Below are 19,968 nucleotides of genomic sequence, written 5' to 3'. Positions count from 1 at the left end.
GATCAGACCTCCTACTTAGTCTCTTGGTGCAATGTGTATTGCCCACAGTGCTTACAGAATTTTTTAACCTCTAACCGTTGGGTTCGGTTAGGGTTTGAAGTGATCGTGTAGTTCCGCGATCCGCAAACTGAACATGCCAGTGCGACTTTGCGATTGGCCATTACTGGCACCTCCTGTGATTGTCGATCGGTGTGATATGACTCTAGTATAGCCAATTTTATCGACAATAATCAAGTATCAGAGTAGCACTCGCACGCAACAACTGTCAACGATTCTCACTAACAAAGACCTGTTGGAGCTTTCCGTGGCACCGATTCACTGCGTTGCGAATTTGGTTATCCGAACAGGCCCACCGTGACGCCATCCACTCTGGCGACTGCCCGTGAATCAACGCCACCCAGACCTGGTGTTCAAACGGTGACAACGCTTGGCTCATCTGTGCGAGGTACTCGTGCAATTGTGTTAACCCCAGACCATCTGGTTGTTGGGCAGGGACGTCAAATGCCCCCATCTCACCGGGGCCATCATCCAACGATTCTGCCAGCCGCTCTAAGCGTCGTTTTAACGCATTTTGCTGGCGTTTTAAATCGAAGCCACGGTTGCACACATTTCGTTTAAAGTAGGTCCCAAACTCGCCGGCACTTCGCCCCCGGTAGCGTGTTAGGGTGGTCACCAACACCAGCCGGCATTCTTGTTGCCAATCATCATAATCCAGCGCTGGGGCCGAAAAGTTCAACCGGTGATACCAGCGCCCAACTAACGGCATGTACTGTTGAAACAGCTGTTCAAACGCGCGTTCATCGCCACTTGTTGCTGCGGCGATCACCTCATCTTCTTGCTCCCGAGTCCAACAGTTCACACGGCGCTCCTCTCTGTCCAATTGCAGCATGACATCCCCTTAGTTCCAGCAAGCTTAATCAACTGCTTATTGGCTCGCAAGCAAACGTCCGTTCCGCCATTTTCTCGCATTAGCATCTTTATGCGTAACCACGTTCGGAACTTTCAGCGATTTCGGTCGTTTTGCCATACTAATATGTTACCGACACGCTGCCTGGTTCAATCACCCTGTGAAACGTTCGAGCTTTTCGCCCCAATTAAAAAGTGTTCCCCCGCGGCAATCACCACCAGGAGAACACTAAATTACTAAATAAATTTTTCTATAACGGGTGCCGTGAATTAAACCCGGCGTAAATCAGGAGTGACGCCGCAACCGAGGCGTTAAGACTCTGCACGTGGCCAACCATGGGAATGGTCAGCATTTCATCAACGTTCTTCTTGAGTAACGGCGCAATGCCCTTACCCTCGTTTCCAATGATCAATGCAGTTGGTCCCTTAGCGTCCCACTGACGGTAATCGGTGCCGTTCATGTCCGTTCCAAAAACCCACAGGCCACGGTCCTTCAATTCCTTCACCGTGGCCACCAAGTTCGTGACCCGGGCAACCGGAACGTGTTCAATGGCCCCGGTTGACGTTTTTGCAACCGTCGCGGTCAACCCAACGGCCCGGCGTTTAGGAATGATCAGGCCGTGAACGCCAGCCGCATCCGCCGTCCGTAAAATCGACCCCAGATTATGTGGATCCTCGATGGAATCCAGGATCAAAAAGAACGGTGGCTCGCCAGCCGCATCCGCACGGGCAAACAAATCATCGAGCTCCGCGTATTCAAACGGTGGAATCGCCAAGACGACCCCCTGGTGATTTTGCCCATCCGTCACGAGGTCCAGTTTTTGCTTTGGCGCCGTCGTCACAATGAGGTGTTGTTCTTTTGCCAGCGCCTCGATGTTTTTAATGGCATCCGCACGCAATCCTTCTTGAATAAAGACCTTATTGACCTGTTGCTGTGATTGTAAGGCCATTTCAACCGGGTGCCGGCCGATAATAAAGTCAGTCTGTGCTGTCGCTTCTGTTGAAACATCGGCTACAGCCCGTGACTGATCATTTCGCTTGTCTGGTCGCGCCTGCTGTGGTTTACGCCGGCGTGGGCCGTTGTTACCACCATCACGCCGATCAAACGGCTTTTGGTTTCGCTTATTTGGCATGTGCTTGTTCCTCCGTTCGTCCTGCTTCCACCTGTTCAATGCACCAGTTTGCTAACCAATCCGTCCGGTCCTTTTGACCAGTCAGCTGCAAATAGCCAAAAATGGCCTCGAACCCTGTCGAAATTCGGTACGTGACGATGTTTGTATTTTTGGCACTGTGGTGGGTCGTGGCATTTCGCCCATGCTTAAACATGGTCGTTTCTTCATCCGTCAAAATGTCATCTGCCTGCATCAACCCAATGAGGGCCGCCTGCGCCTTGGCTGAAACAAAGTGGGTCGCATGGTGGTGCAACTTTGTTGGGACCGTGTAGCCTTGCATCAGCAGGTGTTGCCGAACGTACACTTCATACACAGCGTCACCCATGTAAGCCAGCGCCATCCCGTTTAATTGTCGATAGTTAAACTCAGTCATTTGCGTCCTTCCGCCACCGCGTACCGTGTGGTGTGTCCTCTAAAATAATGCCCCGTGACCGTAATTCATCACGAATTTCATCGCTTCGTGCAAAGTCTTTGTTAGCGCGTGCTGCCAACCGTTCGTCCACTAACACCTGAATGTCAGCGTCAGCTTCCTGCGTCACCGTCAGTTCAACCCCAAAGACTGCTAACAGTTGCGTTAATTCGTCACGTAACAGGAGCAGCGTGTCTTTTGCGACCACGGTCTGTTCCAGGTAAACGTTGATTGTCTTGGCCAATTCGTAAACGGCCGCGATCCCATTTTGTGCGTTAAAGTCATCATCCATCGCCGCTTCAAACGCCGCCTTCTGTGCGGCCGCCGTTGTTTCAACCGCTTCGTCACGCCCAATTCCAGCATCCTTCAACCGGTAATCGAGGTTTGTTAACGTTGTTTGTAACCGATCAAGATTATTTTGCGCGTCAGCTAGATTAGCCGGCGTGTACTGAATCGGCCGCCGGTACTGCGTTGTTGCCATGAAGAACCGGAGGGCCTGGGGATTTTCGTGCTGGTTTAAATCATGCAACGTCACGAAGTTTCCGAGTGATTTACTCATCTTTTCGTTATCGTCACCAACCGTGACAAACCCATTATGCATCCAGTAACGGGCAAACTGCTTCCCGGTGTGCGCTTCACTTTGGGCAATTTCATTGGTGTGGTGTGGGAAAATCAGGTCCTGACCACCACCATGAATATCAAACGTATCGCCCAAGTACTTCGTCGACATCACGGAACATTCAATGTGCCAACCTGGCCGCCCGGCGCCCCATGGGGATGGCCAGGAAATTTCCCCCGGCTTAGCTGCCTTCCACAACGCAAAGTCGATGGGGTCCTCTTTTTTAGCGTTGTCCCCGTCATCAACCCGCTCACTGGCGCCGTTTTCTAAGTCAGCCAGTGATTCATGAACCAGCTGCGTGTAGTGGTCAAAGTGCCGTGCCCGGTAATAAACGTCACCGGCAGATTCGTAGGCGTACCCCTTGGCAATTAAATCAGCCACAAAGGCCACGATATCGTCAATGTTTTCCGTAGCCCGTGGGTTGATGGTGGCCCGTTCAACGTTCAATGGCTTGGTGTCTTCAAAGTACGCATTGATGAACTTATCACCCAGTTCAGGAACAGTGATTCCCTCTTTGGCCGCTTCCTTGATCATCTTATCGTCAACATCAGTAAAGTTTGAAACGTACGTCACCTTATACCCACGGTATTCAAAGTACCGCCGGATCGTATCAAAGGCGATGACTGACCGTGCATTCCCAATGTGAATGTAGTTATAGACGGTTGGTCCACACACGTACATGGAGACTTCACCCTCATGTAACGGTTTAAATGCTTCTTTGCTGCGCGTCAACGTGTTAAAGATTTCAATCATGACGATGCTCCCTTCAAAAAGATTAAGTTACAGTGATTTTACCATACTTTCTAACGGCGCCCGCATTCCCACAACGCAAAACATCGTGCTCAAACTGACAATGTCAATTCGAGCACGATGCAGATTTAGCCTAATTTACAGTGTTTCAATGGTCGCTTGAATGTTCCGAAGGGTTGCTTTTCTGCCCAACAGTTCCATTGATTCTGGTAATTGTGGTCCGTGCATTTCGTGCGTTGCAGCGATCCGCAGTGGCATGTACAGTGCCCGTCCACGAATCTTCGTGTCCTTTTGGATTGCCTTGATGGTTGCCTGAATTTGATAAGCATCAAAAATCGGCAGCTTTTCGGCACGGCTAACGAATTCTTCCAACACTGTCTTCGCTGTTTCAGCAGCCAACTCGGCCTTTGCCTCATCATCGATTTCAGCAGGTTCTTGGAAGAAGACATCCTTACTCATGTCAACGATCTGTGCCGTGTAAGACATTTGTTGCTTGTACAAGCTGACCAACTTCCGGGCCCATTCCAAGTGTAACTGGTTAGGATCGTTTTCGATCAACCCGGCATTGATCAACTCACGCAGGCTACTATCGAAGATTTCATCTTCAGGCGCTGCCTTCACGTACTGGTTGTTGATCCATTCCAACTTCTTACCATCAAACTTAGCGGGTGACTTCGATAACCGCTTTTCATCAAACATCTTGATCAATTCTTGACGGCTAAAGATTTCGTCTTCACCAACTGGTGACCACCCCAACAGAGTGATGAAGTTTAACATGGCGTCTGGCAAGTAGCCCAGTTCACGGTACTGTTCAATAAACTGAAGCACCGTTTCGTCACGCTTGGACAACTTCTTACCAGTCTCCGTGTTGATGATCAACGTCATGTGGCCAAAGATTGGGGCGTCCCAACCAAAGGCTTCGTAGATCATCAATTGCTTTGGTGTGTTGGCAATGTGGTCATCCCCACGTAAAACGTGGCTGATTTCCATCATGTGATCGTCCACAACAACGGCAAAGTTGTACGTTGGCATACCGTCACGTTTTTGGATGACCCAGTCACCACCAACCGTGCTGGAGTTGATCGAGATCTTGCCCTTAACGATGTCATCCCATTCGTACTCACGGTTCTTAGGAACCCGGAACCGAACAACGGGATCGATCCCAGCAGCCACAGCCTTTTCCTGGGCAGCCTTGATCTCATCGTCATTCATGCCTTCATATTCGTAAACGTAATGAGGCGCTTCCTTGTTGGCCTTTTGGCGCTCACGGTCAGCAGCCAGTTCCTCTTCAGTCCGGTATGACTTGTATGCCAAACCACGGTCCAATAGGTCCTGAATCAACTTCAGGTAAATGTCTTTCCGTTCTGACTGACGGTAAGGCCCCACTTCGCCAGGCTTGTCGGGACCTTCATCCCAGTCAATGCCAAGCCACTTCAGGTTGTCTAACTGACTTTTTTCGCCATCAGCCACGTTCCGTTTCGTATCGGTATCTTCAATCCGAATCACAAACGTTCCCTTGTTGTGACGCGCAAACAGGTAGTTAAATAACGCAGTCCGGGCATTTCCAATGTGTAAATGTCCAGTTGGTGATGGTGCGTACCGCACCCGAATTTTGTTCTTGGCCAAAATCAGCGCCTCTTTCTTTATCTAAATTGTGTCTGCTCTTATGTTACAGTTTTGCCGGCGGTTTTTCAATCATGGACCCCGACCAACCTGGGTGTCATTTCTAAAATCACTAACTCCACCTGCCGTTTCAACCAAAATAAAGCGCCCCACCTTCCAAATAATTGGAAAATGAGGCGCTCGAGTTAAGGTCCATTCAGAAACTAGCCCGTTATGACCAAGCTAGTGTACAACTACTTGTTCTTGCCATCGGCATTGTTACTACCGGTGGCCCGGGATTTTGCCTTCCCGTCGGCCTTTCGCTGACCATTCTTACTTGCAACGCTGTTGGCGCCGGAACCAGCCTTGTCGCCGATTCCCCGCGTTGAATGCGTTGGTTTCGCAAAAATCATTCGCCCAGCATCTGTTTGTAAGGCACTCGTAACCGTGACATCAATGTGATCATTGATGAAGTAACGCCCCTCTTCAACCACGACCATCGTTCCGTCGTCAAGGTAAGCAACCCCCTGCTGACGTTCCGTCCCGTTTTTCACAACCATAACGTTCAGTTGTTCACCGGGGATGACCCGTGGTTTTAGTGACTTCGCCAATGCGTTGATGTTCATGATTTGAACATTTTGGAATTGGCTCACCTTGTTCAGGTTAAAGTCGTTCGTTACGACAACAGCTTGTAACTGTTTTGCCAGTTCAATCAGTTTGTCATCCACTTCAGGAATGCTTTCAAAATCGCCCTCGTACATCTCGATCGGCATGATGTTTTCACTTTGAAGTTTGTTCAAAATGTCCAATCCACGGCGACCACGGACACGTTTGATGCTGTCACTTGAATCCGCAATGTACTGCAATTCGTGCAACACAAAGTTTGGCACCAGTAACGTTCCTTCAAGAAAGCCCGTCTTGATGATGTCGTAAATCCGCCCATCGATCAAAATGTTGGTGTCCAAAATCTTATAGTGATGGTAATTCGGTTCACCATTGTCTAAGATTTCACCGTTATCGTCTTCCGTCTGCTTGTTATTTCGACGGAAATTAACCGAAAACAAGCGGCGCCACTCATCCGTCCGCGTTGTCCCCAACCGGAAACCAAGATACCCCAATAAGAGCATCAAGACGACCGGAACCAGGGTATTCGTTAGAAACATGTGTGTCCGGAAAAAGACTGTCGAAATCAGGATCGCAAACACCAGCCCGACAATCGTTCCCAAACTACCAAACAACAAATACAGTGGACTTTGCTTTGCCAAATACTTTTCCAAACGGTTAACCATTTTTTCAAGTGAACCGACAAAGAGGAACGACAACCCATACAGAATAATTGCACCAAGTACGATGTTCGTTAAAAAATTATTAATGAGGTGGTTAGACGTCACGCCGAGCCCCAACCACAGTGACGGCAAAAACCGAAACCCTAGTCCAACACCCGCGATGACGAAGAGCAATTGAATCACAAATCGTTTTGTCATTTTCATTTAAATTCACCTCCTTTCAATATTTATCGTACCACTAGCGTAGCAGACCTACCCTAATGCTAGCTTAAGCGCTTCGCTTAATGTTGTAACCCCAACAACCTCGATCCCAGTCGGCGGATTCCACCCCTGAAGGTTGTTTTTAGGGACATAAATACGTTTGAAACCCAGTTTTTGCGCTTCGGCAACCCGTTGTTCAATGCGGTTTACCCGTCTGATTTCACCGGTCAATCCCACTTCACCCACAAACGTCACGCCGGGGTCTGTCTCCTTATCCCGGTAGCTAGACGCAATGGCGACAGCAATGGCTAAATCAATGGCTGGTTCGTCCAACTTAACGCCACCGGCCGCCTTCAAGTAGGCGTCTTGGTTTTGAAGCATTAGGTTAGCGCGTTTTTCCAACACAGCCATAATCAATGATACCCGATTACGATCCAGCCCCTGCGACGTCCGTTGCGCGTTACCAAACACTGACGGTGTCACTAACGCTTGAACTTCAACCAAAATCGGCCGTGTCCCTTCCATGGAGACAACAATTGCCGATCCCGTTGCACCAGCTAAGCGTTCCTCTAAGAAAATCTCTGATGGATTGGCGACTTCTTGTAAGCCATCCTCCCGCATTTCAAAGATGCCAAGCTCATTGGTGGACCCAAACCGGTTCTTCACGGCCCGCAAAATCCGGTAGGTGTGGTGAAGATCCCCTTCAAAATAGAGCACCGTGTCCACCATGTGTTCCAAGATTTTTGGCCCCGCGATGGCACCACCCTTGGTCACATGACCAACAATGAAGATGGTAATTTGGTTCGTTTTCGCAATTTGCATCAGTTCCGCGGTAATTTCACGAATCTGTGAAACAGAGCCAACGGCGGACGTAATGTCTGGTTCTTGCATCGTTTGAACCGAATCGATGATCACAAATGCTGGGTCAAGCTCCGTAATTTGCTCCCGGATGCTACTCATGTCTGTCTCTGGGTAAAGGTAGAGGTTATCTCCACCAACCCCCAACCGGTCGGCACGCATTTTGATCTGGGTTGCGCTTTCTTCACCAGACACATACAGCACACGGCCACCAGTTGCATTGAGTTGGCCAGACACCTGTGTGAGTAACGTGGATTTCCCAATTCCGGGGTCCCCACCGATCAACACGAGTGAGCCTGGGACAACCCCGCCACCAAGCACCCGGTTAAACTCCGTCAGGCCCGTATCGACCCGGGGAACTTCTGCTAAACTGACGTCTTTAATTAACTCGGCTTTTGCCGTCTTCCCGGTAAAGCTAACCCTGGCTTTACGGTTCGGCACGTCATCGGCCATTTTTTCTTCAACCAGGGTATTCCATTCCCCACAGTTTGGGCAGCGGCCCAGATAGCGGGGGGAATTATACCCACAGTTTTGACACACAAACTGTGTTTTTGTCTTGGCCACAGTGGCCTCCTTTTCTTCATTCAAAACAACATCTTTTCATGTTTGACCAATGTTAACCAAACGTTAGTTACAGTCTAACACATGATCATCAAACCACAATTGTTTAGGCACTGCTTTTAACATTCTTAAGGGTTCGATCAATGCTGACCAGAAGAACCAAACCCACCGTCACGTTCTTTTGTCGGAACCACTTCGTCATCGGCCTTCAAGTACGGCACAAACACGGCCTGGGCGATGCGATCCCCCTTTTTAATGTGCACATCCGTTAAACCGTAATTGATCAATTGCGCAAACAACTCGCCGTCGTTAGCGGCATTGCCGTAGTAATCAGCGTCAATAATGCCGACCCCGTTTGGTAAAATCAGGCGGCGTTTTAGCGGTCCAGATGACCGGTTGACTAGAATCAACACTTCATCCGGTTGCATGTACGCCTTCACGCCTGTCGGCACCAAAAATGGTTTTAGGTCAGCATCCCCGGCCGTTAGCATGTCTGCCGTCAGTTGCTTTTGATGCCGCAAACGCCACAGCGCCTTTAAAAAATGGCGGCGCCAAATGGATGGAACCGTAAAATCCTCGGCCGCTGCTAGATCATACCCAGCGGCCGCTTTCGTTTGTCGTTTTGGTAAAGCGACTGGTGTCTCCGCCAAACGTGCTACCACTTCAAACCCACGCGTTTTTGTCATCGTTTTTCCTCCTGAATTCTGTGCGCTTGCTTATTAATGATTATAGATGAAGTGTCTGGACTTTAGTAGTCGCTAAAAGTCTGCTCGGTCCCGGAGGAAAAACTATGATAGGATATGAAGGTAATCCAATTCATTTTTGTTAGGAGGGCGCTCATGACGTTCACCCGTGATCAGCAACGGCTGTTTTTAATGGAAAACGATCAGCTACAGGCTGAGATAACGTTCCCGGTCATTGACGACACAACGTGGTTGATCGAACACATCTGGGTTCGCAATCAACCGACCAAACGGCAGTTAGCAGCCAGCATTCTTGACGCGGCCATGACCATCGTGCAGACTGAGCACAAACGCGTCGTGGTGCTTGATCCGTTTGCACGACAAGTTTTTGCGACGACCCCCGCCTATCAGACACTGATGCGATAATCTTTTTAAGGAGCTTTAAAAAATGGCAATGACACAAGATGAACTAAAACAACAGGTTGGGCAACGTGCCGTCGACTTTATCGAAGACGGGATGGTTGTTGGCCTTGGAACCGGCTCAACGGTTAAATACATGGTTGATGCACTGGGCAAACGCGTTAGCGAAGATGGCTTAAACGTTATCGGTGTCCCAACCTCCGACCGGACTCGCAATCAAGCCCGTGCGTTAGGCATCACCGTTAAGGGTGTGGACGATGTCGACCACATCGACTTGACCATTGACGGAGCAGACGAAATCAGTGACGACTTCCAAGGAATCAAGGGCGGCGGTGCCGCTCACTTATGGGAAAAGATCGTTGCCGTTAACTCCACTAAGAACATGTGGATCGTTGACGAAAGCAAACTTTCCCACGACTTAGGTAGTTTCCCATTGCCTGTTGAAGTGATTCCATACGGTTCTTCACAGGTCTTCAAAAAGCTTCAGGCGAAGGGCTACAATCCAGAAATGCGGATGCGTGATGGCAAGCACGTCATGACGGATTCAAAAAACTACGTTATCGACCTTCACTTAGGCCACATCGAACACCCCCACGAATTAGCCAATGAACTTATTCAGATGGTTGGCGTCGTGGAACAGGGCCTGTTCCTCGACACGGTGAACACCGTGATCGTTGGGCGCCCCGATGGTCCAGAAGTATTATCTGCCCGTTAGTTTACCGCAGTCACCACGTTAAAAAGGCACGTCGCAGAAACGCTTGCGACGTGCCTTTTCTATATGAATGACTATTTTTTAAACCTTAGAATTGCTAAGGAACCGCACCTTTTGTAACTTCGGTGCTAACCAGACGTACAAGTATTCCGCACATTGTAGCCAACTGTAAGCCAGTAAGACCGCTCCAATCGTATCCGTTGGGAAATGAGCTTGGAGGTAAACCCGGCTAAACATCACCAGAACCATCCAGATACACAGCAACGTTTGAACCAACAAGCGTTGCAAATTGTTTGCCATTAATGGTAAGACGACCACGAACAAAATCGCGGCCACCATGAACATTCCTAAAACGTGTCCCGATGGAAAACTGTAACCATCATCGCTGGCCATGTGACCAACTGGTCGTTGCCGAGCAACGATCTTCTTAATGATGGTTCCCAAGACATCACCACCCAGACCGTAACCAAGCGCCCATAATGCTGGGATCTTATATTTAAAGCCCCATAGCGCCCCGGCAATGATAAACATATAAATCAGGTCTAAGCTCGGACTTGCTAACTTTGTAATCAAAGAAAACAGACCCGTTAGCACGCCACTATTATGGGGAATGTGATTCACAATTTCAGAATCAATCAGGGATAAAATCTGTGACTGCCGCAATGCTGCAATCGCCAAAAAGAGGAATAAAATGGTGGTAATGGTCAAAATTAGTCCACGACCACGTTCCTTTTCAATTAGCATATCTGTGCCTCCACCGCTCACTGCGGTATGTATTCGGCCATCCGTGTGACCATTGCCAAAGTATAGCACACTCATTTATTCACACTCATCAGTTTTGTGTTGGTTTTAGCGTCTCTTAACCCCTTAATGTTTTCTTAACATTTATGACGGAATTTAAACAAGCCATAATGAGCACGCTTACAAATGGTGCAATCCCCATTCCGTTCCTGATCCATGCTATTCTTAATGACATCAATTAAAGGAGCCCTTATTATGACACAAGTAATTATTATGTTGGCCGTTGGCCTCATCGCCGGAATTGCCGGCGCCATCCTCGGTCTGGGTGGTGGGATCATCGTTACACCCATCCTCACGTTAGGAATGGGTATCTCCATCAAATACGCCATTGGTGCAAGCATCATTGCCGTGATTGCAACGAGTTCCGGCTCAACCATTGCGTACCTTCGGGATAACGTCCTTAATTTACGGGTCGCAATGTTTCTTGAAATCTTCACCACGGTTGGTGCCATCTTAGGTGCCGTCCTAAACGGCATTCTCAGTCCCATCGTTTTGTACGTCACGTTTGGTTTGCTACTCCTGTATTCCGGGTATAACATGGTGCGCAAACTCCGTGCTGGAACAGAAGTGCTGCAACGTGCCGAACCAGACGCCCTTGCTAAGAAGCTAAAGTTAAACGGGAGCTACTACGACAAGGCTGCTGATAAGACCATCGGCTACCAAGTCGAACACGTCCCTGCTGGTGCTGCCGTCATGTTTGGTGCTGGGATCGCCAGTGGGTTACTTGGTATTGGTTCCGGTGCTTTTAAAGTCATGGCTCTAGACACGTTCATGAAGATGCCGTTGAAGCCCTCCACATCAACCAGTAATTTAATGATGGGGGTCACCGCTGCTGCTTCAGCCACTGTCTACTTTTTCAACGGGTCCATTCGGCCACTGATTGCCGTTCCCCTTGCGCTCGGAATCCTCGTGGGCGCTACTGCTGGGGCGCGCATCATGCAACGCCTTCCTTCACGTTGGATTCGGATTATTTTTGTCCCAATCATTCTCTACATCGGATTACAAATGTTGCTTAAAGGATTCGGGGTGAACATCTAATGGACAACAAAACGGCCGAACAGGAAAAAATTTCTAAAGAAATGACTCAAGTTGAGATAATGATTGGTGAAATCCTCCGTATTGGGGTTATAATTTCTGCAGTTATTATGCTTGTAGGTTTCATCACCTATGGCATTCAGGGATCAACTGGGTTTACCAATAACGGTTTCCCAACCACAATGACCGCCATCTTTACTGGCTTGCTATCATTTAAATCCGGCTCCATCATGATGTTTGGCCTCTTTTGCCTCATCTTGACGCCCATTTTGCGTGTGATTGTTTCAATCTACGCTTTTTACGTTGAAAAAGATCATCTATATGTTTGGATTACAACTGCTGTGCTGATCATTTTGCTCATTGCACTGTTTATTGGCCACAGTTAACCTCGGAGGATTCCATGAACAATCACAACAATGACAACGACACTGATATTCCATCACGGGTCGACCGTTTTGATCGCCGCGCTTCTGGGAACTACTTGAAGTCAGGTGCTCACGAAAAGGCGGCTGCACCGCAACCACCGCGTAAGCATAAGCACCCCATTCGGAACACCTTTTTTGCGATCCTCGGTGTCATTCTCATCGTTGGTGGTGGCCTTGGGTATAAACTCTATAGTAACGTCAGAAACTCTAGTAACGAGATGTTTAGCGCTGCAAACGGTGCGAAGGCACGCAACGTTAGTAAGCTGATCAAGGAAGGGAAGCCAATTTCCATCCTGCTCATGGGGACTGACGTTGGGGCCCTCGGTCGTGATTCCAAAGCGTGGTCTGGTGGCCGGACTGATTCCATGATGTTAGTCACCGTTAATCCTAAGAAGAAGACCACAACAATGGTCAGTATCCCACGTGACTCACTGGTTTCGATCACTGGTCACGAAGATGAATTCCCAACAAAGATCAACGCGGCGTACTACTTTGGTCAAACAAAGGCCGCCATTTCGACAACAGAACGGATGTTTAACGTCCCCATCGATTATTACGCACTCCTCAACATGGGTGGGTTAGAAAAGGTGATCGACAAGGTTGGTGGGATCGACATCGTGCCACCATTGACGTTCACTTATGAAAACCAACACTTCACCAAGGGCAAGAAGATCCACGTTAACGGTTCTCAGGCCCTGAAGTTCACCCGGATGCGTTACCAAGATCCCGAAAGTGATTATGGTCGGACGTTACGGCAACGGATCGTCATTACCGCCCTTTTGAAGAAGAGTAGCAACTTGACCACCCTTTTGAACGGCGACTTCCTCGATTCAATTGCCAGTCAATCAAAGACTGACCTGACCTTCGGCGACATGCTCACCCTTGCAAACAACTATCAGGACGCAACAAAACACGTCGTTTCTGATCACGTTCAGGGGGTTAGTGATGAAATTGCGGGTCAGAGTTTCGAAGTGCTCCCCCAAACGGAAAAACAACGGGTCACAAACAAATTACGTAAACAGCTTGAACTCAAGCAGGCCAAGACCGGGAAACGGTTTGCAAACACCGTCCCAGCTTCATTAGCCAGCTACGAACCAGCCGCTAGCTACGGTGAAACGGCGGCAACGAAATCAACCTGGGGTGCTGATACCAACACAACCTCCCAGTACGATAAGGCTTATAACGGCGGCAAGAGTAATAACCTTGATGCCAACTATGGTGCAAATAATACCGATACGACTGGTAACACAGCTAACGCAACGGGCTCCAATGCATCACAAACTGGTGGTTACACCGGTTACGGCTATTAAACAATAATAAGGACGGCATAACTGCGATAATCCCAGTTATGCCGTCCTTATTTTTTCTCACCTTATTTTTCATCAAGGTGCTGCCGACGCTCCTGCTGAATTTGGCGACCACGTTGTTCCAATCGAACGACCAGTTCTGCCAACAAAAAGCCCAGCGCGATCATTCCGGCAATAATAATGACTTGTCCCAGATAACTCAATGCCTGTGGAACATGGTTTGTCACCAGGTTACGAATGACCTGATAGGCTTGCCCACCCGGCACCAGGGGCACCAGACTTGGAATGTTAAATAAAATCATCGGCATGTGCTTCAACCGGGCCGCCCAATTACTGAGGATGCCAATCAAAAAGCCTGCCGTTAACATCGCGCCAGACATCAGTGACCAGTTGGTGCCGTTGTTGTGATCCATCATCATGATCAACTCATAGGTCACCCATCCGGCAGTTCCGATCCACCCGGCAACATTTAGTGCCCGCCGGGGAATGTTTAAAATAATTCCAAAGCCAACCGTGGCAACATACGCCAGGATTGCTTCTACCAATAAATGCTGCATCAAAATCCCCCTAGCGTAAGCTGACCATGATGGCGATCCCAATGCCAATCGCACAAACGGATAAAATGGCTTCCATTGCCCGTGCCGGACCACTTAAATAATTTCCAGCGAGCACGTCTCGAAACGAATTCATCAACGGCACCCCGGGCACAAGTGGCATGAGTGCCCCGATAATAACGGCGTCACCGGACTGATTCGTAAAGCCCAGCCAGTTCGTTCCGATGTAGGCGATTCCGCCGATAACCAGGGCCGCTAAAAACTCACTCAAAAACCGAATTTGAAGTTCATGATTAACGTAATAAAAGACGGCGTACCCGCTCCCACCAGCCACTGCGGCCAGAACCATTTTTAGCCACCCGTCAATGCCTGTAAAGGCCATCATCAGGGTCAGCGTAACCACAATGGCCGCCACCAACTGGAGCCAAAACGGAAACGCAGGTACCGCCTCGTTAACCTGTCGCAACCGGTTATAAAACGTTTGAAGGTCGATATCCCCCGCTGCAAATTGCCGCGATAGCGTATTGACCTGATCGACTTTTTCAAGGTCAATGGTTCGTGAGCGGATGGGGCGAACCTGCGTCAGCCCATCATCTGGCAGTGACATGGTGATCCCCGTTAGCAGGACAAAGATACTTGCTTCCGGTGCGCCAGCATTGGCTGCAATTCGGTCCATCGTGTCCTCAACGCGGGCAATTTCGGAGCCGTTTGCTAACAGGACTTCCCCCGCCAGTAGTGCTGTTTTCATCGTTAACTGTGCGTGATCCATGATGGACCTCCCCTCATGTATGTCATCATCAAAAAACGGCCATCACACCCCCAAAAAGGAAGCATAACGACCGTCTCATAATGCGTTTAACAAATTGCCGTTACCGGCAACTTGGTTAATTGCTAATTAGTCTTTAACAACGTTAGCAGCTTGTGGGCCACGGTCGCTGTCTTCAACATCAAATGATACGCCTTGGCCTTCTTCAAGAGTCTTGAAGCCGTCGCCTTGGATAGCTGAGAAGTGAACGAATACGTCGTCGCCGCTTTCGCGAGTGATGAAACCGAAACCTTTATCGGCGTTAAACCATTTAACACTACCGTGTTCTGACATGTGTGATGTCCTCCTGTTGCGTATGTACGCAGTTTAAAATGTTTTGTAAATTGGAACTGGTGTCAATGGGGACTGTCACAAAACTATGAACCGATCTAACCATCATTCCCGAACCAAACTACATGAGTTATTGTATCATATAGAACGCTTTCTTTTCCATAATCTTATCCGTTCAAAGATAAAATTATTTCCGTTTTAGCGCTGCGGCCTTGTGCCGTCCCGTTTCTCATTGAAAGTGCTAAAATGAAAAGGAACGATAATAATGGAGGCATCAGTCATGGCAGATCAGTTAAGCACCATCGATCAACTTGATGAGCCCGCTCAATCAACGGCCCTCACCAGTTTTGCGACATTTTACATCACTTTGTGGCGTCAAAACAACCTCGAACTTGTGAGTCAATTCGACCACCAGCATGGGGCCATCGAGGACATTAATCACGCCCTCACCCTTAATCAGTTTTTTACGCCGGATCAAGCACGGCAAGCAAGCATTACCTTTAGCAAAGCAGACTATATTCACCTTATTGACGAAATTGGCATGCGTTTTCACGCCACCGGTAACCCTGAAATACCTTGGTTTGCTTGGTATGACCATCAGTTTTCAACGATGGCCGTCTCATAATCACATCATAAAACTGGCGCCATTAGACAAGCAATGTCTAATGGCGCCAGTTTTCAGTTTATTGATTACAATGCGTCCTTATCGACAAACAGGGCGTCTTTTTCACCGTGGTGCACTTCTGGTTGAATCGTCACGTGGCAAATACCGTGCTTCTTAGTCAGCATGTCACGAATTTGAGCAACCGTTTCTTCGGCAACACTCAGCTTAACGTCCTCCATGTTCACGTGCGCTGAAAACACAATTTTGTTTTCATCAATAAGCCACGCATGAATGTGGTGCACCCGGAGCACACCAGGGACCGCTACAATGTCCGCCGCCAACTGGTCATAATCCAGTTCAGGCGCTGTTTGCATCAAAATGCTGACCGTTTCGTGAATCACCGGCCACGTTTCATAAATGATGTACAGCGACACAAGTAACGTTAATAACGGGTCCACCCAGCTGATGTGAAACAACACGATGAGGATCCCGCCAATAATGACAGCAACGGATGATAATGCATCCGCCAACACATGCAGGTAGGTTGCCTTAATGTTCAGGCTGTCCTTTGAACCATGGTGCATAAGCACTGCCGATAATAGATTGGCAATCAGTCCAATGACTGCAACCGTCAGCATGATTCCCCCGTTGATTGGTTCGGGATTCATAAATCGCCGCGCGGCCTCAACCATCAATACCGCTGAAACACCCATTAAAAATAACCCATTAACAAAGGCTGCTAAAATCTCAGCCCGGCGGTAACCAAACGTTCGCTGCTTGTTTTGCGGTTTGCCACTAATCTTCTGAGCAGCATACCCCAAGACAATGGAAAACGAATCACCTAAATTATGAAATGCATCTGACAACAGGGCCAGTGAGCCGGAGAATAAGCCCCCAACGATTTCTGCAATCGTAATCAGCACGTTTAGAACGGTGACAAATAAAAACCGGGTCCCGGTCATTTGTTCATTTTCATGTTCCATTAATCTCTCCCCCTCTCTGCGCCCCATTATCGCACATTGATGGGGAAGCGACTAGCGCCCTGGGTGAATCCGAATGCTAACCTCATGATCAACCTGACTAGAGATTCGGTAATCTGGCTGAACGTCTGCGCCCCAACTATCGATGCCACCAACACCACGAACAGCTCCAAAGACAGTCAACACAGTGCGCCGGGCAACCGGTAATTCTTCAATGTGGGTCGCATTTTCTAATTCGGCCGGTGTATATGGCAAACAACTGAATGCAAACGGCGCTGTCACTTGCTCAACGGCCAATCGTCCTGGTTTAGTCAGGGAACCCGCATTGTTTAGCTGATCCGTCCGGGTCACCGTTACCTTGGTTGTTTTCATGTTCATTCCCATTTCCTGAGGCACTAAATAAGGGGTCACCGGTAACCCAACAACGCGGTGTTCACCACCCTGACCGCCAGCCATGCGATCCGGATACGTTTCACCTGAGAGGCCACGGTACGTGAAACTTTCGGCCGCCGTTGGCATCACAAAGCGCAAACCAAATGCTGGTAGCTCCGGCAAATTCTGGTGGCCCGTGTAGTGCGCCGTTACCGTCAGCCCGTCACTAGCCGTTACCACGTACGTCACCGTTATTGTTGTGGCCGGAACGGTTGCCGTCCTAAATGTACAGGTCACAGCAACCTGGTCGGCCCATTCATGATCACTGTACCGGTTATTCTGCGGTGCAATCGGTGTCCCAAGATCGACACCATCCACAGCAACGTTCATCTGTTGACACCGACTGAACAAGTCAGCGCCCAACCACATCGCGGCTTTCGTTGAAAACTGGTTGCCACGATCGTTATCCGTGGTTGCCCGCCATAAAGCCGGTCGGGGGACTTGGTAAAGCCACTCCTGCCCGTTAGTCACTAATGATTCTAGGCCACCACGTTCATAACTAAAGATGTACTGAACGTCTGTGCCGATAACGCCCAACGTTCCGTCACCATAAACCACCCGGAGCTTAGTTGTCGTATTTGCCATAGTAATAGCGCACCTCCTGCATTGCTGGTTTTGGCGTCCGGTCTGCAAACATTAACCCATCACCTGAAAATTCATTATCTGCATGCCGATCATCAAAATCGCCCCCATACCGGAGCTGATCACGACCGGTCACTGGGTCTTTTCGCCACAGGGCTTGGTCAACAAAGTCCCAGATAAATCCGCCGGAATACGTTTCAAATTCATCCGCCAGGCCCATGTATTCACCCAAACCGCCCAGTGAGTTCCCCATGTCATGCATGTATTCACAACTAATAAACGGCTTTTTCGGTGTCGTTTTTAAATACGTTCGAATCTCCTCAGGTGTCGCGTACATCCGGCTTTCAAAATCAGAAATCGTTGCCTCATAGGCCCGGTTACGCACGACCCCCTCATAGTGGGTCAAGCGATGACTATCCACCGTTTTAAAGTAGGTGTTCATCGCCTCAATGTCATCACCGGCGTACGCTTCATTGCCAAGGGACCAGAATAAAACGGACGGGTGATTTTTAAATGCTTCATAATTGCTCTTCGCACGATCAAGCACTGCAGCCCGCCACTGTGGAAGGGACCCTGGCACATTGACGGATGGCTCAACGGCCCCCATTTTCTGCCACGTTCCGTGACTTTCTAAGTTTGTCTCCGCCATGACGTAAATTCCGGCTGCATCACACAATGCGTACCACACGTGCTGGTCTGGATAATGACACGTCCGCACCGCATTGATGTGGTTCGCTTTAAACGTCGCTAAGTCAGCCTGCATATCTGCAACCGTGATTGCTCGCCCTGTAGTCGCGTTCCACTCGTGACGATTAACACCGTTGATCAGCAACCGGTGGCCGTTTAAGCGCAACACGTTGTCCACGATTTCGACCCGCCGAAAGCCAAACGGATACGGAATCGTTTCAATGATGGCGTCTGTTTCATCGCGCACGGTCACCCTCAGCTGGTAGCAATACGGATCATGATGGGACCACAGGTGGACTTGCGGCAACGCCGTACTTAATTGCATGGTTGGTGTCGCCGGCTCCGTGTGCTCATAAACGCTGGTGCCATCGGCTGTCGATGCGGTCACGGTCACCGTTGCCGTCGGTAAGTCAGTTCCCGTTAACGCTAACGTGACCGCTAACGCTCCGCTCTTAAAGTCATCCGCCACCGTTGGCACAATGCTGAGATCCTCCACGTGAACGTGTGGGCGCGCAACGAGCCGTACGCTCCGGAAGATCCCGGAAAAACGGAACATGTCCTGATCCTCAAGGTATGCCGCGGTACTCCGCTTAAACACAGCAACCGCAAGATGGTTTTCACCAGCCACTAACAGGGGCGTTAAATCAAATTCAGACTGTGAAAAGCTGTCCTCCGCGTACCCCACAAACGTGCCGTTTAACCAAACATACAGGGCTTCCTCCACCCCATCAAACTGAATCGCAACCTGCTGGCCCACTAATCCGGGCGCGAGGGTGAAGTCCTTGCGATACATCCCAACGGAATTATCATCTGCTTGGCTAAACGCACCCTCTTCACGTGCTTCTGGTCCCAACGCATACGCTGGCCGCCGGAAGTGTTTCCCCTCCCATGGATAAAGGGTGTTAATGTACTGAATTGGCGCATAATCTGCCAGTTCAATGTGGCCCGGCACCGCTAACGGTTTAAAGGCCGTTAGTGGATAACTTGGCTCATAAAAGTTTGTTAACCGTTCGCTTGGCTGACTGGCAAACGCAAACTGCCACTGCCCATCCAATGATTGTTCAAAACTACTTTGTTGGTGCGCACTTTCGGTTTCATCACGGTACCACCTGTGATCACTGTGGACCGGCATTTGATTAACCCGAAACGTTTCCGGGTCATCAAGCCAGGTAATGCCTGCTTCCATTTTGAACCTCCCTCTAATTAAAGCGCTTACATTAATGCATTAAGTGTACCGCATTTCCTGCTGAAACAGAACACACCGTCCCCGCACTCTGTGACACGCG

General features: G+C 49.2%; 22 protein-coding genes. 6 read left to right on the top strand and 16 right to left on the bottom strand.

Annotated elements, in window-relative coordinates; translation table 11 throughout:
* Window positions 1–11: 11 nt before the first annotated feature.
* From rpmG to ACKTR5_RS01450, 9 genes are all read right to left on the bottom strand, one after another.
* Window positions 12–161, bottom strand: coding sequence for a 50S ribosomal protein L33 (gene rpmG / locus ACKTR5_RS01490; protein WP_407878606.1), 150 nt, complete (start codon window positions 159–161; stop codon window positions 12–14).
* 104 nt (window positions 162–265) lie between these two features.
* Window positions 266–859, bottom strand: coding sequence for an RNA polymerase sigma factor (locus tag ACKTR5_RS01485; RefSeq protein WP_407878604.1), 594 nt, complete (start codon window positions 857–859; stop codon window positions 266–268).
* Between the two features lie 298 nt (window positions 860–1,157).
* Window positions 1,158–2,039: a 23S rRNA (guanosine(2251)-2'-O)-methyltransferase RlmB gene (gene rlmB / locus ACKTR5_RS01480; protein WP_407878603.1), complete on the bottom strand. Its 882-nt coding sequence runs from the start codon at window positions 2,037–2,039 to the stop codon at window positions 1,158–1,160.
* Window positions 2,029–2,451 (bottom strand): Mini-ribonuclease 3, encoded by a 423-nt coding sequence (locus ACKTR5_RS01475; RefSeq protein ID WP_407878601.1) that lies wholly within the window; start codon window positions 2,449–2,451, stop codon window positions 2,029–2,031. The genes rlmB and ACKTR5_RS01475 overlap by 11 nt, the downstream gene beginning before the upstream one ends.
* A complete protein-coding gene (gene cysS / locus ACKTR5_RS01470; protein WP_407878599.1) occupies window positions 2,444–3,859 on the bottom strand; it encodes a cysteine--tRNA ligase in 1,416 nt (471 codons plus the stop codon). The genes ACKTR5_RS01475 and cysS overlap by 8 nt, the downstream gene beginning before the upstream one ends.
* 135 nt (window positions 3,860–3,994) lie before the next feature.
* A complete protein-coding gene (gene gltX / locus ACKTR5_RS01465) occupies window positions 3,995–5,482 on the bottom strand; it encodes a glutamate--tRNA ligase (protein WP_407878597.1) in 1,488 nt (495 codons plus the stop codon).
* 230 nt (window positions 5,483–5,712) lie between these two features.
* Complete coding sequence (locus tag ACKTR5_RS01460; protein ID WP_407878596.1) at window positions 5,713–6,948, bottom strand: PIN/TRAM domain-containing protein; 1,236 nt, start codon at window positions 6,946–6,948, stop codon at window positions 5,713–5,715.
* A 48-nt stretch (window positions 6,949–6,996) separates the two neighbouring features.
* On the bottom strand, window positions 6,997–8,367 hold the full coding sequence (radA, locus tag ACKTR5_RS01455; RefSeq protein WP_407878594.1) for a DNA repair protein RadA: 1,371 nt from the start codon (window positions 8,365–8,367) through the stop codon (window positions 6,997–6,999).
* A 137-nt stretch (window positions 8,368–8,504) separates the two neighbouring features.
* Window positions 8,505–9,050, bottom strand: a complete 546-nt coding sequence (locus ACKTR5_RS01450; protein ID WP_407878593.1) for a dCTP deaminase/dUTPase family protein — start codon at window positions 9,048–9,050, stop codon at window positions 8,505–8,507.
* Window positions 9,051–9,203: 153 nt separating this feature from the next.
* On the opposite strand from ACKTR5_RS01450, the gene ACKTR5_RS01445 reads away from it, so the two are divergent.
* Window positions 9,204–9,473: an N-acetyltransferase gene (locus ACKTR5_RS01445; RefSeq protein WP_407878591.1), complete on the top strand. Its 270-nt coding sequence runs from the start codon at window positions 9,204–9,206 to the stop codon at window positions 9,471–9,473.
* 28 nt (window positions 9,474–9,501) lie between these two features.
* The gene (gene rpiA, locus ACKTR5_RS01440; protein WP_407878717.1) at window positions 9,502–10,182 is read left to right on the top strand and encodes a ribose-5-phosphate isomerase RpiA; all 681 of its coding nucleotides are present in this window, start codon (window positions 9,502–9,504) and stop codon (window positions 10,180–10,182) included.
* Between the two features lie 78 nt (window positions 10,183–10,260).
* Here rpiA and ACKTR5_RS01435 read toward each other — a convergent pair whose 3' ends face one another.
* Window positions 10,261–10,923, bottom strand: a complete 663-nt coding sequence (locus ACKTR5_RS01435) for a phosphatase PAP2 family protein (protein ID WP_407878589.1) — start codon at window positions 10,921–10,923, stop codon at window positions 10,261–10,263.
* A 252-nt stretch (window positions 10,924–11,175) separates the two neighbouring features.
* On the opposite strand from ACKTR5_RS01435, the gene ACKTR5_RS01430 reads away from it, so the two are divergent.
* The 3 genes from ACKTR5_RS01430 to ACKTR5_RS01420 are packed head-to-tail and all read left to right on the top strand — an operon-like array spanning window position 11,176 to window position 13,750.
* Entirely contained in the window at window positions 11,176–12,018 is an 843-nt protein-coding gene (locus tag ACKTR5_RS01430; protein WP_407878587.1) for a sulfite exporter TauE/SafE family protein, read from the top strand.
* Window positions 12,018–12,401, top strand: coding sequence for a DUF1634 domain-containing protein (locus ACKTR5_RS01425; protein ID WP_407878586.1), 384 nt, complete (start codon window positions 12,018–12,020; stop codon window positions 12,399–12,401). The genes ACKTR5_RS01430 and ACKTR5_RS01425 overlap by 1 nt, the downstream gene beginning before the upstream one ends.
* Window positions 12,402–12,415: 14 nt before the next feature.
* Window positions 12,416–13,750, top strand: a complete 1,335-nt coding sequence (locus tag ACKTR5_RS01420) for an LCP family glycopolymer transferase (protein ID WP_407878585.1) — start codon at window positions 12,416–12,418, stop codon at window positions 13,748–13,750.
* A gap of 62 nt (window positions 13,751–13,812) precedes the next feature.
* Here ACKTR5_RS01420 and ACKTR5_RS01415 read toward each other — a convergent pair whose 3' ends face one another.
* From ACKTR5_RS01415 to ACKTR5_RS01405, 3 genes are all read right to left on the bottom strand, one after another.
* Window positions 13,813–14,304 (bottom strand): threonine/serine exporter family protein, encoded by a 492-nt coding sequence (locus ACKTR5_RS01415; protein WP_407878583.1) that lies wholly within the window; start codon window positions 14,302–14,304, stop codon window positions 13,813–13,815.
* Window positions 14,305–14,314: 10 nt separating this feature from the next.
* The gene (locus ACKTR5_RS01410) at window positions 14,315–15,070 is read right to left on the bottom strand and encodes a threonine/serine exporter family protein (RefSeq protein WP_407878581.1); all 756 of its coding nucleotides are present in this window, start codon (window positions 15,068–15,070) and stop codon (window positions 14,315–14,317) included.
* Between the two features lie 126 nt (window positions 15,071–15,196).
* Entirely contained in the window at window positions 15,197–15,400 is a 204-nt protein-coding gene (locus ACKTR5_RS01405; protein WP_407878580.1) for a cold shock domain-containing protein, read from the bottom strand.
* A gap of 277 nt (window positions 15,401–15,677) precedes the next feature.
* Between ACKTR5_RS01405 and ACKTR5_RS01400 the strand changes: the two genes are divergently transcribed.
* Entirely contained in the window at window positions 15,678–16,022 is a 345-nt protein-coding gene (locus ACKTR5_RS01400) for a hypothetical protein (protein WP_407878579.1), read from the top strand.
* 65 nt (window positions 16,023–16,087) lie between these two features.
* On the opposite strand, the gene ACKTR5_RS01395 is transcribed toward ACKTR5_RS01400, so the two are convergent.
* Genes ACKTR5_RS01395 through ACKTR5_RS01385 form a run of 3 tightly spaced genes read right to left on the bottom strand, consistent with a single transcriptional unit; the run spans window position 16,088 to window position 19,868 of the window.
* A complete protein-coding gene (locus tag ACKTR5_RS01395; RefSeq protein WP_407878578.1) occupies window positions 16,088–16,984 on the bottom strand; it encodes a cation diffusion facilitator family transporter in 897 nt (298 codons plus the stop codon).
* 51 nt (window positions 16,985–17,035) lie between these two features.
* Entirely contained in the window at window positions 17,036–17,998 is a 963-nt protein-coding gene (locus tag ACKTR5_RS01390) for a beta-galactosidase small subunit (protein WP_407878577.1), read from the bottom strand.
* A complete protein-coding gene (locus tag ACKTR5_RS01385) occupies window positions 17,979–19,868 on the bottom strand; it encodes a glycoside hydrolase family 2 TIM barrel-domain containing protein (protein ID WP_407878576.1) in 1,890 nt (629 codons plus the stop codon). Before ACKTR5_RS01385 ends, ACKTR5_RS01390 begins: the two co-directional genes overlap by 20 nt.
* Window positions 19,869–19,968: the final 100 nt, after the last annotated feature.

The organism is Furfurilactobacillus entadae (assembly GCF_045862745.1).
Lineage (GTDB): Bacteria > Bacillota > Bacilli > Lactobacillales > Lactobacillaceae > Furfurilactobacillus > Furfurilactobacillus entadae.
Note: the sequence above shows the minus strand (reverse complement) of the source record. Positions and strands in the feature narration are given on the sequence as shown.

Bases quoted from the DNA above. Each gene is read 5' to 3' on its own strand.
- rpmG (WP_407878606.1), bottom strand. From the start codon at position 161: ATGGCCAATCGCAAAGTCGCACTGGCATGTTCAGTTTGCGGATCGCGG.
- rlmB (WP_407878603.1), bottom strand. From the start codon at position 2,039: ATGCCAAATAAGCGAAACCAAAAGCCGTTTGATCGGCGTGATGGTGGT.
- ACKTR5_RS01475 (WP_407878601.1), bottom strand. From the start codon at position 2,451: ATGACTGAGTTTAACTATCGACAATTAAACGGGATGGCGCTGGCTTAC.
- cysS (WP_407878599.1), bottom strand. From the start codon at position 3,859: ATGATTGAAATCTTTAACACGTTGACGCGCAGCAAAGAAGCATTTAAA.
- ACKTR5_RS01460 (WP_407878596.1), bottom strand. From the start codon at position 6,948: ATGAAAATGACAAAACGATTTGTGATTCAATTGCTCTTCGTCATCGCG.
- ACKTR5_RS01450 (WP_407878593.1), bottom strand. From the start codon at position 9,050: ATGACAAAAACGCGTGGGTTTGAAGTGGTAGCACGTTTGGCGGAGACA.
- ACKTR5_RS01445 (WP_407878591.1), top strand. From the start codon at position 9,204: ATGACGTTCACCCGTGATCAGCAACGGCTGTTTTTAATGGAAAACGAT.
- rpiA (WP_407878717.1), top strand. From the start codon at position 9,502: ATGACACAAGATGAACTAAAACAACAGGTTGGGCAACGTGCCGTCGAC.
- ACKTR5_RS01435 (WP_407878589.1), bottom strand. From the start codon at position 10,923: ATGCTAATTGAAAAGGAACGTGGTCGTGGACTAATTTTGACCATTACC.
- ACKTR5_RS01430 (WP_407878587.1), top strand. From the start codon at position 11,176: ATGACACAAGTAATTATTATGTTGGCCGTTGGCCTCATCGCCGGAATT.
- ACKTR5_RS01425 (WP_407878586.1), top strand. From the start codon at position 12,018: ATGGACAACAAAACGGCCGAACAGGAAAAAATTTCTAAAGAAATGACT.
- ACKTR5_RS01420 (WP_407878585.1), top strand. From the start codon at position 12,416: ATGAACAATCACAACAATGACAACGACACTGATATTCCATCACGGGTC.
- ACKTR5_RS01415 (WP_407878583.1), bottom strand. From the start codon at position 14,304: ATGCAGCATTTATTGGTAGAAGCAATCCTGGCGTATGTTGCCACGGTT.
- ACKTR5_RS01410 (WP_407878581.1), bottom strand. From the start codon at position 15,070: ATGGATCACGCACAGTTAACGATGAAAACAGCACTACTGGCGGGGGAA.
- ACKTR5_RS01405 (WP_407878580.1), bottom strand. From the start codon at position 15,400: ATGTCAGAACACGGTAGTGTTAAATGGTTTAACGCCGATAAAGGTTTC.
- ACKTR5_RS01400 (WP_407878579.1), top strand. From the start codon at position 15,678: ATGGCAGATCAGTTAAGCACCATCGATCAACTTGATGAGCCCGCTCAA.
- ACKTR5_RS01395 (WP_407878578.1), bottom strand. From the start codon at position 16,984: ATGGAACATGAAAATGAACAAATGACCGGGACCCGGTTTTTATTTGTC.
- ACKTR5_RS01390 (WP_407878577.1), bottom strand. From the start codon at position 17,998: ATGGCAAATACGACAACTAAGCTCCGGGTGGTTTATGGTGACGGAACG.
- ACKTR5_RS01385 (WP_407878576.1), bottom strand. From the start codon at position 19,868: ATGGAAGCAGGCATTACCTGGCTTGATGACCCGGAAACGTTTCGGGTT.